This window comes from Streptomyces sp. NPDC005551, assembly GCF_042871785.1.
GTDB lineage: Bacteria > Actinomycetota > Actinomycetes > Streptomycetales > Streptomycetaceae > Streptomyces.
This window is the reverse complement of record NZ_JBIAJE010000006.1, coordinates 216,782-228,230: the sequence shown is the minus strand read 5'-3', so window position 1 is coordinate 228,230 and position 11,449 is coordinate 216,782. Positions and strand designations below refer to the sequence as shown.

12 protein-coding genes are annotated in these 11,449 nt (G+C 71.8%); 4 read left to right on the top strand and 8 right to left on the bottom strand.

Translation table 11 applies throughout. The annotated features are described in order from the left end of the window. Positions 1 to 26: 26 nt before the first annotated feature. The 7 genes from ACFYP4_RS19095 to ACFYP4_RS19065 all read right to left on the bottom strand — a co-directional run bounded on the left by ACFYP4_RS19095 (position 27) and on the right by ACFYP4_RS19065 (position 8,480). Positions 27 to 1,823 (bottom strand): dipeptide ABC transporter ATP-binding protein, encoded by a 1,797-nt coding sequence (locus tag ACFYP4_RS19095; RefSeq protein ID WP_388786421.1) that lies wholly within the window; start codon positions 1,821 to 1,823, stop codon positions 27 to 29. Further along, the gene (locus ACFYP4_RS19090) at positions 1,820 to 2,836 is read right to left on the bottom strand and encodes an ABC transporter permease (protein WP_388786419.1); all 1,017 of its coding nucleotides are present in this window, start codon (positions 2,834 to 2,836) and stop codon (positions 1,820 to 1,822) included. Before ACFYP4_RS19090 ends, ACFYP4_RS19095 begins: the two co-directional genes overlap by 4 nt. Further along, positions 2,833 to 3,825, bottom strand: a complete 993-nt coding sequence (locus ACFYP4_RS19085) for an ABC transporter permease (protein WP_358850187.1) — start codon at positions 3,823 to 3,825, stop codon at positions 2,833 to 2,835. The genes ACFYP4_RS19090 and ACFYP4_RS19085 overlap by 4 nt, the downstream gene beginning before the upstream one ends. 4 nt (positions 3,826 to 3,829) lie before the next feature. After that, entirely contained in the window at positions 3,830 to 5,551 is a 1,722-nt protein-coding gene (locus ACFYP4_RS19080) for an ABC transporter substrate-binding protein (protein WP_358850188.1), read from the bottom strand. Between the two features lie 171 nt (positions 5,552 to 5,722). Next, positions 5,723 to 5,815, bottom strand: a complete 93-nt coding sequence (locus tag ACFYP4_RS19075) for an Ms4533A family Cys-rich leader peptide (protein ID WP_358850189.1) — start codon at positions 5,813 to 5,815, stop codon at positions 5,723 to 5,725. A 56-nt stretch (positions 5,816 to 5,871) separates the two neighbouring features. Then, complete coding sequence (locus ACFYP4_RS19070; protein WP_388786416.1) at positions 5,872 to 7,446, bottom strand: DUF3152 domain-containing protein; 1,575 nt, start codon at positions 7,444 to 7,446, stop codon at positions 5,872 to 5,874. Between the two features lie 8 nt (positions 7,447 to 7,454). After that, on the bottom strand, positions 7,455 to 8,480 hold the full coding sequence (locus ACFYP4_RS19065; protein WP_388786414.1) for an alpha/beta fold hydrolase: 1,026 nt from the start codon (positions 8,478 to 8,480) through the stop codon (positions 7,455 to 7,457). Positions 8,481 to 8,737: 257 nt separating this feature from the next. Here ACFYP4_RS19065 and ACFYP4_RS19060 point away from each other — a divergent pair, with 257 nt between their 5' ends. The 4 genes from ACFYP4_RS19060 (at position 8,738) to ACFYP4_RS19045 (ending at position 10,577) form a co-directional block, all read left to right on the top strand. Next, the gene (locus tag ACFYP4_RS19060) at positions 8,738 to 8,956 is read left to right on the top strand and encodes a hypothetical protein (RefSeq protein WP_358850192.1); all 219 of its coding nucleotides are present in this window, start codon (positions 8,738 to 8,740) and stop codon (positions 8,954 to 8,956) included. 168 nt (positions 8,957 to 9,124) lie between these two features. Next, positions 9,125 to 9,766 carry a TetR/AcrR family transcriptional regulator gene (locus tag ACFYP4_RS19055; protein ID WP_358850193.1) on the top strand — a complete coding sequence of 214 codons (642 nt, stop codon included), beginning with the start codon at positions 9,125 to 9,127 and terminating at the stop codon, positions 9,764 to 9,766. A 143-nt stretch (positions 9,767 to 9,909) separates the two neighbouring features. Beyond that, a complete protein-coding gene (locus ACFYP4_RS19050) occupies positions 9,910 to 10,137 on the top strand; it encodes a DUF3107 domain-containing protein (RefSeq protein ID WP_358850194.1) in 228 nt (75 codons plus the stop codon). Positions 10,138 to 10,307: 170 nt separating this feature from the next. Beyond that, positions 10,308 to 10,577: a hypothetical protein gene (locus ACFYP4_RS19045; protein WP_358850195.1), complete on the top strand. Its 270-nt coding sequence runs from the start codon at positions 10,308 to 10,310 to the stop codon at positions 10,575 to 10,577. 95 nt (positions 10,578 to 10,672) lie between these two features. On the opposite strand, the gene ACFYP4_RS19040 is transcribed toward ACFYP4_RS19045, so the two are convergent. Further along, positions 10,673 to 11,431, bottom strand: a complete 759-nt coding sequence (locus ACFYP4_RS19040) for a ferritin-like fold-containing protein (RefSeq protein ID WP_358850196.1) — start codon at positions 11,429 to 11,431, stop codon at positions 10,673 to 10,675. Positions 11,432 to 11,449: the final 18 nt, after the last annotated feature.

Below are 11,449 nucleotides of genomic sequence, written 5' to 3'. Positions count from 1 at the left end.
CTAAGGGATCACGGCGCCACGTTCGGTCAGGCTGCGGCCAGTTGTCGGCGGGCCGCCCGGCGCCGGGCGGCGATCTGCGGGTCGAGCGCCGGCACGGCGGCCAGCAGCTGCTTGGTGTAGGGGTCCCGCGGGGATTCGTACACCTCGTCGACCGGCCCCTGTTCGACGATGCGACCGCGCCGCATCACCGCCACCCGGTCGCTGACCCGGCGCACGACCGCGAGGTCGTGCGCCACGAACACCAGCGCGAGACCCAGTTCCCGTTGCAGCTCGCCGAGCAGGGCGACCACCTGGGCCTGCGTGGTGACGTCGAGCGCGGAGACCGGTTCGTCGCAGACGATGACGCGCGGTTCGGCGGCGAGAGCCCGCGCGATGCCGACCCGCTGGCGCTGTCCGCCGCTGAACTCGTGCGGATAGCGGTCGTAGTGCGCCGGTTCGAGACCCACGCGCTCCAGCAGGTCCCGTACGCGCCCCCGGATCCGGTCCTCGTCCCGCTCGCCCCGCGCCCGTAGCGGATCGGCGATCGACTCGCCCATGCTGCGCCGGGGGTTGAGGGAGGAGACGGGGTCCTGGAACACCATCTGCACGGCCGGGCCGACGCCGGACCGGGTACGCCCCTCGTAGCGGACGGACCCGGCTGTCGGCTCCAGGAGGCCGACCAGCATCCGGCCGAGCGTCGTCTTCCCGCTGCCGCTCTCCCCCACGATCCCCAGGGTCTCGCCCCGGTGGACGGCGAGCGACACGTCGTCGACCGCCGTGACCCGGCCCTTGCCGCGGCCGAACTCGCGCCGCAGTCCCACCGCTTCCAGCACGACATCTTCCGACACGACCTCTTCCAGCACGACCTCGCCGGCCGGCGCCGGACCGGCGGCAAGTGGGGCACCGGACGACCCCGGGACACCCACGCGCCCCTCGTCCACGGAAGTGGCACCCACCCCCGGCTCGTCCGCAGGAGCGACTCCCGCCCGCAGCCCGCGCCCCCGCGGCTCGTCCACCCGCGGTACCGCCCCCAGCAGTTCCCGGGTGTACGGTTCCCGCGGCGATCCCAGCACCGCCCCCACCGTGCCGTGCTCGACGGCGCGTCCGTGGCGCATGACGAGGATGTCGTCCACGCTCTCGGCCGCGACGCCGACGTCGTGCGTGACCAGCAGCAGCCCCATCCCGGTCTCCTCCCGCAACGTGTGCAGCAGGTCGAGGATCTGGGCCTGGACGGTCACGTCCAGGGCGGTGGTCGGCTCGTCGGCGATCAGCAGGTCCGGCTCGCAGGCCAGGGCCATGGCGATCAGCGTGCGCTGCCGCATGCCGCCGCTGAACTCGTGCGGGCGGGAGCGGGCCCTGCGTGCGGCGTCGGGAATGCCGACCCGGTCGAGCACGGCGACGGCACGCGCGCGTGCCGCCCGCCGGGACGCCCGCGTGTGCACCCGGTAGACCTCGGCGATCTGGTCACCGACCGCGTAGTACGGGTCGAGGGACGACAGCGGATCCTGGAAGACCATGGCCGCCTTCCCGCCCCGCAGCCGGCGCAGCTCGTCGTCGGAGGCCGTCTCCACGTCCACACCGGCCACGCGGAGGACCCCGTCGACCCGCGCCCCCGTGCCGCGGTGCAGCCCCAGCAGCGCGGACGCGACGGTGGACTTGCCGGAGCCGGACTCGCCGACCAGGCCCAGCGCGGCGCCCTTCTCCAGCCGGAAGGAGATGCCGTCGACCGCCCGCAGCTCCCCGAACGCGACAGTGAGGTCCCCGACCTCGACGAGACTGCCGTCCGCTCCCCCGAGGCTCCCGCCGGCCCCGGCTGGACGCCGGTCCGTCTTTTCCAGGCTCATGCGAGCACCACCCGTCGGTCCGCCACCGCGAACAGCACGTCCGCGACGGCATTGGCCACGATCACGAAGAAGCCGGTCACCAGGACCATGCCGACGACCACCGGCAGGTCGACGACGTTCACCGCGTGCACGAGCTCGCGCCCGAGTCCGGGCAGGCCGAACATCGTCTCGGTGAGCACGGCGCCGCCGATCGCCGAACCGAAGTCGTTGGCGCTCAGGGCGATGACGGGTGCGAGCGCACCGCGCAGGGCGTGCCGCCCGATGATCGCCTTCTCGCCCACGCCGTACGCGCGGAAGGTGCGCACATGGTCCTCGGCGAGCGTCTCCAGCATCGAGGCGCGGGTCAGCCGGGCGTATTTGGCGGCCTCGATCAGCGCGAACGCGAGCCACGGCAGCAGCAGGTTCCAGGCCCACTGCTCGGGGTCCTCGGTGAAGGGCACGTACTGCGGGAAGGGCAGCAACCGCAGCTGCCCGCACACGACGATCATCAGGACCAGTCCGATGACGAAGACGGGCGTGGCGGTGCCGGCGAGTGTGATGCCGGTCAGCAGCCGCTCGCTGAGCCGGCCGCGCCGCCATGCGGAAAGGACTCCGGTGCCGACGCCGAGGATCAGCCACAGCACCATGGCACCCAGCACGAGGGAGAAGGTGACCGGCAGCTTCGCCCGGATCAGTTGCGTGACCTGCTGGTCGCTCTGGTACGAGAGTCCGAGGCACGGCGCGTCGCAGTGCTGCACGGACGTGCCCGTGGAGTAGTCCTGACCGGCGAGGACGCCCTGGAGGAAGCGCCAGTAGCGCAGGTAGAGCGGGTCGCCGAGCTTCAGCTGTTCCGCCACCTGGTGCACCTGGGCGGGCGAGCAGCGCGGGCCGCAGGTGATCTGCGCGACATCGCCCGGAGCGACGTAGAACACCGCGTAGATGATGGCGGTGATCGCGAGCAGGGTGACGGCGGCACCGGCCAGCCGCCGTACGGCGAATCCGGCGAAGCCGGAGGAGAAGGGCAGGCCGCTCATGCCTTGGCCTCCCGCCTGCGTCCCGTGCCGACGCGCAGCCGGGAGGCCGCGCGCGGGTCGAGCGCGGTCCGCACGCCGTCCCCGAACACGGTCAGGGCGAGCACGGTGACGAACAGCGATCCCGCGGGCAGCAGCAGGTACTGCGGTGCCGCCTGGTACCAGACGTCCGCCGCGGTGAGCATCTGCCCCCACGAGGGCGTCGGCGGCTTCACGCCGACGCCGAGGAAGCTGAGCGCCGCTTCCACGGTGATGTTCATGGGGACGAGCAGGGCGGCGTACGTGATGACGGGTGCGGCGAGCGCGGGCAGCAGCTCGCGGCGGGCGACCCGCCAGGAGCCCCAGCCGCTGAGCCGCGAGGCGGCGACGTGGTCCAGCTCCTTGAGCGTCAGGGTGTGCGCGCGGACGATCTTCGCGATCGAACCCCAGGCCACCAGACCGATGATCAGCGCGACGAGGACGGGCCGCGGGAAGCCGCCCGGCACGATCGCGAGCAGCGCGAGGGACACGATCATCAGCGGCATCGCGATGATGACGTCGGCGGCGCGGCTGAGCAGCTGGTCGACCCACCGGCTGCCGAGGGCGGCGGCGACGCCGACCACGACGCCGATGAGGACCTGCACCAGGGTCGCCGCGAGCGCCACCCCGAGCGAGACCCGGGCGCCGTACACCAGCCGCGCGAAGAGATCGCGTCCGGTCTGCGGCTCCACGCCGAGCCAGTGGCCGCCGCTGACACCGCCGAAGGAGCCGAGCGGAACGCCGCCGCGCGCCGAGTCGATCAGCGAGGGGTGGTAGGTGGTCGGGTCCTGGCCCTCGACGGCCGTGAGGAGCGGCGCGGCGAGCGCGACCAGGACGAGCAGCGCGACGACGGCCGCCGCGACGAGGGCGGCGCGCTGTGCACGCAGCCGCCGCCAGAACTGTCGGGCCCCCGAAACCGCCGGGACGGACGGATCCGTCCCGGCGGCCTCCGAGGCCACCAGGGCCTCACTCATGCTTCTACTTCACCGCGACCTGGGAGATGTCCAGCACGCCGGTCCAGTCGCTGATCACGATGTTCTTGACGTCCTTGCCGTACAGCCGCTTGTAGACGGGGTGGAACAGCGGCACGGTCAGCGCCCGCTCGCCGATCTTCTTGTCCAGTGCGCCCCAGCGCTTGGCGGCCTCGTCGAGGTCGGTCAGCTTGTTGATGGCGTCGATCTCGGCGTTGACGGACTTGTCGTTGAGGAAGCCGGTGTTGAAGTTGGCGCCGTCCTGCACGATCTGGCGTCCGTCGAAGATCGGGGCGAGGAAGGGGCCGCCGGAGGGCCAGTCGGCGCCCCAGTGGGCGAGGAAGAACCCGGGCTCGGTCTTGGCACTGTGGACCGTGTCCGAGTAGTCGTTCTCCTCCAGGCCCTGGAGCTTGACCGTGATCCCGGCCTTCTTCAGGGCGTCCTGGATGGCGGTCGCGATCTCCGGGCTGGTCTCGAAGTCCTTCGCGTTGGAGTGCGTCAGCGTGACCGTGAGCCCGTTCTTGTAACCGGCCTGCTCGAGCAGCGCCTTGGCCTTGGCCGCGTTGCCGGACCGACCCGCCGGGAAGTGGTCGTACGGCGTGTAGCCGAAGGACTTCTGGTCGGGCAGGTAGGTCGTCGCGGCCTCGGCGAGCGAGGAACCGCCGGCCGCGTTGATCACCGAGGAGCGGTCGACGGCGTACGAGATCGCCTGGCGCACCTTCGGGTTGTCGAACGGCTTCACCTTCGGGTTGAAGGCGATGTAGTCGGTGTAGCCGAAGTGCCCGGTGCCGACGCGCGAGGCGAGTTCCTTGTCGCCGGAGACCTTGGCCAGTTCGGCGGGGCCGAGGTTGGTGTCCGTGGTGACGGCGGCGCCGTCCGCGCCCTGGGACGCCGACAGCCGCTGGTTGATCACGGAGGAGTCGAGTCCGGACCGTACGTCGATCCTGTCGGGGTAGGCCTTGCGCTCCTCGTCGGTCGTCGCGGACCAGTGGGTGTTGCGCTCCAGGATCAGCCGCTCGCCGTCGTTCTCGTTCTTGACGACCTTGTACGGGCCCGAGGAGACGGGGTGCTCCTCGTACTTGATGCCGTTGTCCTTGGCCTTCGGCACGGGCGTGAACTGGGTCTGCGTGGCGAGGTAGGGGAACTCGCCCTCGGGCTTGTTCAGGTGGAAGACGATGGTGCGCTCGTCCGGCGTCTCGATCGAGTCGAGTCCCTTGCCCTTGTCCTTGTACGGCCCCTGGTAGTCGGCGCCGCCGATCAGCCAGTCCCTCAGGTACGGCGCACCGCCGGAGAGTTCGGCCGCGAAGGAGCGCTCGATGCCGTACTTGATGTCGGCGGAGGTGATCGCGCTGCCGTCCTCGTACGTGAGGCCCTTCTTCAGGGTGTACGTCCAGACCGTCGCGTTCTTGCTCGGGCGGCCGGTGTCGGTGGCCAGGTCGGGGACGACCTCGGCGCCGGCGGCGCCGTCCTCGCGGTTACGGGTGGTGAGGGTGCGGAAGACGAGGGAGGGGACGTTGCCGCCGCCCGAGGTGTAGAGGCGCGCCGGGTCGAAGTCCTCCTGCGGGTTGGCGTTCAGGACCGTCAGCGTGCCTCCCTTGCGCGGTTCGGAGTCGCCTCCGGTGCTCTTGGCATCGTTGTCCTCAGGGCCGCAGGCGGCGGCACCCGCTGCCACGGCCAGGCTGACGGACACCGCGGCCACACGGCGCGCTATGAGGGACGGTTGACGCATCGGAAGACGACCTCTCGGGAATTGTCTCGCATGACGAGACGGCACGACACAGGGTGAGACGAACGTGAGCAGAGCTCGCCCCGGGCGTCGAAAAAGCGCGTCGAGAGAACAGCCGTGAAGGACAGACGAAACCCAGAAGGGGAATCGCGACGCACGCGCCGGGGGCGGGCGTCAGCGACAGTGAATGTCGGCCACGCAGAGCGCGGTCACACCGATGAGCGCCAGCTCAAGGGCGGCGCATCCGGAGGTGTGACGAGGCGACATGCGGAGAAATATGAACGAACTTTCGCCTGATGTCAAAGCGACCCGGGCCGCCCCTGTCAACTCCCGGGATACTGCCAGGGGTTGGCTTTGCAGTGGATTCCGTCATGGTCGAGGAACTTGGTCTGCTGCTGCATGACGGGAGCGAGGTCGCCGTCCTCGCCGCAGGTCACGTGGCCGAAGCCGAGCCGGTGACCGACCTCGTGGTTGATCAGCATCTGCCGGTACGAGTGAATCCGGTCACCGTAGGTCTTCGATCCCCGGGCCCACCGGTAGGCGTTGATCATGACGCGTTCGGTGGCCGCCGAATCGCACGACACGTTGTCCTCGGTGGTGTCGAGTCCGGACTTCGCGCACCACTCGGCCGTGGTGCCCGGACTCGCCAGGGTGATCACGAAGTCGGGCTTCCCGGAGGAGATCCGCTCGAAGGTGCGGGCCCCGCCGTGTGCCCAGCTCCGGTCGTCGTTCAGGGTCTTCTGCACGGCCTGGGCGAAGAGTTCGGGGTCGAGCCCGAGCCCCTGCTCCACGTCCACCCGGTAGGTGTACTTGCGCCCCTTGCCCGGCGCCTTGTCGAAGCCGAGGACCGCGTCGAACTTCCCGGGTCCCTTGAGCTTCGCTCCGAGCGCGTACTTCTCGCCCATCTTCTGGTCGTACGTCAGCGGTACCACGCTCGGCGTCACGGAGGGCGTCGGGCGGTGGTCACCGCGGGAGGCGAAGTCCCTGGCGTCCCGGTCACCGTCTCCGGCGGCCTGTGGCCGCACGCTGCCGTCCTCGCGTCCGGCGGCGGCCTGTCCGGCGACGACGACCGCCAGCACGGTCGTGACCGCGGCGGCCGCGATCCCCGCGAACGTCCACCCCTTGCCGTTCCTGGTCTTCTCCGGCGGTGCCGGCCGGCCGGCACCGGTGTCCGGTTCGGCTGCCCCGGCCGGGGGCTCGCCGGTTCCGCCGGGCGCGAGGTCGCCGTCGTCCCCGCCGAAGGCGTCGAGGTAGGCCTGCCGCGGGCCGCCCCGGCGGGCCTCCCGCCGAGGTGCCGGTACGCGGGGGCCGGACCGTCCGGCGGGCGGCTCACCCTGCGGCATGCCGCGGGGCACGCCCAGGGGTGCGGTCCGCGGTACGGCAGGAGCCGTCCCCTGCCCGGCCGCGACAGCGGCGGCGGCCGGCGCGCCCATCCTCAACTCGCCCCACCCGCCGCCGGTTTCCCGGGACTCGGGATGCCCGCCCCGCGCCGTGGGCACACCACGCGCGGGCGTGCCGTCGTCGAGGCGCGGCACCCCACGGCCGGGCATCCCGTCGGGGAAACGCGGCACACCGTGCGCAGGCGTCCCGTCCGAAAAAAGAGGTACCCCGTGGGCGGGCGTCCCGTCGGAGAACCGCGGCACACCGTGCGGAGGCGTCCCGTCGGGAAAACGAGGTACCCCGTGGGCGGGCGTACCGTCCGGGAGGCGCGGCACCCCCTGCGGGGGCGTGCCCTGCGGCATCCGGGGCATTCCCCGCGGCGGAGTCCCCGCCCCCGGGGCCCGCCCCGCCGCGCCGGCCACCGGCGCGGTCACTCTCGGAGCGGCCGGCTGTTCGCCGGCTTTCCCGCCGGCGGCGCCGTCCTTGTCGGCCCGCCCGCGGCGGCTGTGCCGTCCCACGCCCCGCCTCAGCTCCCCGCGCCCGCGTTGCCGACCCCGTCCTTCGCGGCCGGGGCGTCCGTGACCGAAGACCCGCCCAGCTCGCCCGAGTCGACCAGAAGTTCACGGAATGCCGTGGCCACCGTATCGGGATACTCCATCATCGCGACATGCCCGGCGTCGGGCAGCGTCAGCAGCCGCGAGTCGCGGAAGGCGCGGGCCGCCCGCCGGGCCATGCGGAATCCCACCAGCTGGTCGCGGCCGCCGTAGACGAGGAGCGTCGGCGCGAGCACCCGCTCGGCCTGCCGCCACAGTCCGTGCTGGCCGCCCAGCGTGTACGCGTTGACGAGGCCGCGCGTCGACCGCGCCATGGCGTCCCAGAAGTAGGGAAGGGCCAGACGCCGCTCCATCTCCTCGACCGCGTTGCGGAAGCCCTCGGGCGTGACCACGGTGGGGTCTCCGTAGCAGAGCGCCGTGACCCCGCGGACGCGCTGCTCGGCGGTCCAGCCCCTGGTGAACCGGGTGAACAGGGGCGCCATGCCGGGCAGCGCCAGCAGCGCGGTCGGCCACGCCGAGCGCTGCGCGCGGATCTCCGGGAGCGCGGGCGAGACCAGGGTGAGGGTGCGGACGAGATCGGGGCGCACGGCCGCGACGCGCGTCGCGACCGCGCCGCCCAGCGAGTTGCCGAAGAGGTGCACCGGGCCACGCCCGGAGGCGTCGAGATAGCGGATGACCGCGCGCGCGTGCCCGGTGAGCGAGTAGTCGCCGTCGTCCGGCGGCGGGGAGTCGCCGAAGCCCGGCAGATCGAGCGCCTCGCTGTCCACGACACCGTCGAGCAGCGGCATCAGCGCCGACCAGTTCTGGGAGGACCCGCCCAGTCCGTGCACGTACAGGGCGGGCGGCAGCCCTTCCCGGGCCGGCGGCCTCGACCGGACGGTGAGCGTGACGCCCGGCAGGCCGACCGAACGCAGCCGCTCCCCCTCGGCGACCCGCACGGAACCGACCCTCGGCGTCACGGTGTTGGCCAGCACGGACGGCAGCTCGGTCGAAGACATGCGGGCAATGTTACGAGACGATCACGCAGCGGCTCACGTGTTCGCCGTCACAGCTCAAGAGGTTCCGGTTCCCCGAGTCGCATCGTGACCCGGTCCCGGACCGCATCGCGTTCGGTCCCCGGACCGCATCGCGTTCGGTCCCCGAATCGCATCGCGTTCGGATCAGGTGTCTCCTAGGCTCGAAACAGGGCACCCATATGTGGCCCCTGCTTCGCACCGCAGGGGCGTTCGAGGAAGCTTCAGGAAGGGAGCCCGCCATGGCCATCGACCCGACGGATCCGGAGACGTTCGAGGACGAGCGGTCCACCGCCCGGATCCACGAGGAGACCCCGGAGGCCGACGCCGCGGAGCAGCACACCGAGGTGGCCCCGAGCCGCGACGAACCGCTGACCGATGCCGACCCCGGCAGCGCCAACGAGGCCGACCTGGCCGAGCAGGCACGCGTCGTCTCCCTCGACGAGGACGACTACCGGTGAGAGGGAGGTGGGTCCCCTGACCGCCCTGCCCCCGTTTGACGAGGTCTGCGCGGCTATCGCTCCTGTCCGGTCCGTGAAATTGTGCGTCCGTGGCGCGCACACCGGGGTTACCGAAAAGTACGATGGCAGCGCGGCGCACACCGCATGTGGACGATTTTGGGAGGCGGCGTGACAGCCATCGAGCAGACAGAGGCAGCACGCCCGCGGGGCACACGCCTGCCGCGCCGTGCCCGACGCAACCAGCTCCTCGGCGCGGCCCAGGAAGTCTTCGTCGCCCAGGGGTACCACTCGGCCGCGATGGACGACATCGCCGAGCGGGCGGGTGTCAGCAAGCCCGTTCTGTACCAGCACTTCCCGGGCAAACTCGACCTGTATCTGGCCCTCCTGGACCAGCACTGCGAGTCCCTGCTGGGAGCGGTGCGCACGGCGCTGGCCTCCACCACCGACAACAAGCTGCGCGTCCGCGCCACGATGGACGCCTACTTCGCGTACGTCGAGGACGAGGGCGGCGCCTTCCGGCTCGTCTTCGAGTCCGACCTGACGAACGAGCCCGCCGTGCGCGAGCGCGTGGACCGGGTCACGGTGCAGTGCGCGGAGGCCATCTGCGACGTGATCGCCGAGGACACGGGCCTGTCCCGGGCCGAGTCGATGCTGCTCGCCTCCGGGCTGGGCGGACTGGCCCAGGTGGTGGCCCGTTCCTGGCTGCACAGCGACCGCAGCGTGCCGCGCGACCAGGCGGTTCAGCTGCTCACGTCGCTGGCCTGGCGCGGCATCGCCGGCTTCCCGCTGCACGGCAGCGAATCCCACTGACGTACCGCGGGCGCGTTTGTTCCCGTCCGCTGTTCGCTGATGGCGTTCTCGGACGGAACGTGCAGGTCCCCTCACCGGGCTAATGTGTGCTGCGTACGGCGCGGAGGAACGCGCACATCACTGACCGTCGGAGGGACAAAGCCGTGGAGGTCAAGATCGGCGTGCAGCACGCGCCCCGCGAGATCGTTCTGGAGAGCGGTCAGACCGCCGAGGAGGTCGAGCACGCGGTGTCCGAGGCGCTGGCCGGCAAGTCGGCGCTGCTGAGCCTCGTGGACGACCACGGCCGCAAGGTCCTGGTCCCGGCCGACCGTCTCGCGTACGTGGAGCTCGGCGAGCCCACCGCGCGCAAGGTGGGCTTCAGCGCGCTGTAGTCGCGACAGCGCGAAGGGGGCTCGGTGGCATCAGCCGCCGGGCCCCCTTTCCGATGATCTGAACGGCACGGACGGAGCACATGGTCCGGACAGGGGAGGGTTGCCTTCCGCACCTCGGGGGTAGATCGAGTAGGACCGATTTGCCCCAGCCGTGCGGGAGGGAACCCACCATGTTTTTGGAAGCGCTCGGCTCTGCGATCCTCGGTCTCGCGCTCGCCTGGGCGGCGCAGCACCGCCTGTCCCACCGGCTCCCGGCGCACAGTCTCGTCCTGTCGACGGGCGTCGCCGGAGCCCTCTTCGGAGCCTTTCTGACCCACAGCGCGCTCGGACCCGGCCACTTCCTGCCGACCCTGATCGGCGCGGTCGCGGTGTCGTCCGCCTCGCTGTCGCTGCTGCTCCGCCCGGCCGAGAGGTTTCGCCGCCGCTCGGCACCGGCGTAAGCGCGCCGCGCACCGGGCACAGCACTGAGCCGACGGACGCCGGCCGGCCTTCCGAGAAGGCCGGCCGGCGTCGTGATCGTCCGTGGACCCCGCGGTCAGGCCGCCAGCCCCAGCGCCGCCATGCGCTTGGTGTGGGCCTCGGTGATCCGGGAGAACATGCGGCCGACCTCCGCGAGGTCGAACCCGTCCGCGACCCCTCCGACCAGCATGGTGGAGAGCGCGTCGCGGTCGGCGACCACTCGCTGCGACTGCGACAGGGCCTCGCCCATCAGCCTGCGGGCCCACAGGGCGAGCCGTCCGCCGACGCGCGGATCGGCGTCGATCGCGGCCCGCACCTTCTCGACGGCGAAGCTGGCGTGCCCGGTGTCGTCGAGGACCGCGAGGACCAGACGCCGGGTGTCGGTGTCGAGCCGCGCGGCGACCTCGCGGTAGAAGTCACTGGCGATCGAGTCGCCGACGTAGGCCTTGACGAGCCCCTCGAGCCAGTCCGAGGGGGCGGTCTGGCGGTGGAATCCGTCGAGAGCGGCCACGAACGGCTCCATCGCACCGGTCGGTTCCACCCCGACCGCGGCGAGCCGGCCGCGCAGCTGCTCGAAGTGGTGGAACTCGGCCGACGCCATCTTCGCCAGCTCCGCCTTGTCGTTGAGTGTGGGCGCCAGCTTGGCGTCCTCCGCGAGCCGCTCGAACGCCGCCAGCTCGCCGTACGCGAGCGCTCCGAGCAGGTCCACGACCGCGGCCCGGTACTGGGGGTCCGCGGAGGCCGTGTCCCAGTTCTGGGCGGCGACTCCGGTGGCCGCGGGAGCGGTTTCGGCGGGGGTGGCAGCGGCGTTGTCGGGCGTCGTCATGAAGCGCACAATAGCCCGCTCGCGGCG

Bases quoted from the DNA above. Each gene is read 5' to 3' on its own strand.
- ACFYP4_RS19075 (WP_358850189.1), bottom strand. From the start codon at position 5,815: ATGTCGCCTCGTCACACCTCCGGATGCGCCGCCCTTGAGCTGGCGCTC.
- ACFYP4_RS19080 (WP_358850188.1), bottom strand. From the start codon at position 5,551: ATGCGTCAACCGTCCCTCATAGCGCGCCGTGTGGCCGCGGTGTCCGTC.
- ACFYP4_RS19090 (WP_388786419.1), bottom strand. From the start codon at position 2,836: ATGAGCGGCCTGCCCTTCTCCTCCGGCTTCGCCGGATTCGCCGTACGG.
- ACFYP4_RS19045 (WP_358850195.1), top strand. From the start codon at position 10,308: ATGTTTTTGGAAGCGCTCGGCTCTGCGATCCTCGGTCTCGCGCTCGCC.
- ACFYP4_RS19060 (WP_358850192.1), top strand. From the start codon at position 8,738: ATGGCCATCGACCCGACGGATCCGGAGACGTTCGAGGACGAGCGGTCC.
- ACFYP4_RS19095 (WP_388786421.1), bottom strand. From the start codon at position 1,823: ATGAGCCTGGAAAAGACGGACCGGCGTCCAGCCGGGGCCGGCGGGAGC.
- ACFYP4_RS19085 (WP_358850187.1), bottom strand. From the start codon at position 3,825: ATGAGTGAGGCCCTGGTGGCCTCGGAGGCCGCCGGGACGGATCCGTCC.
- ACFYP4_RS19065 (WP_388786414.1), bottom strand. From the start codon at position 8,480: ATGTCTTCGACCGAGCTGCCGTCCGTGCTGGCCAACACCGTGACGCCG.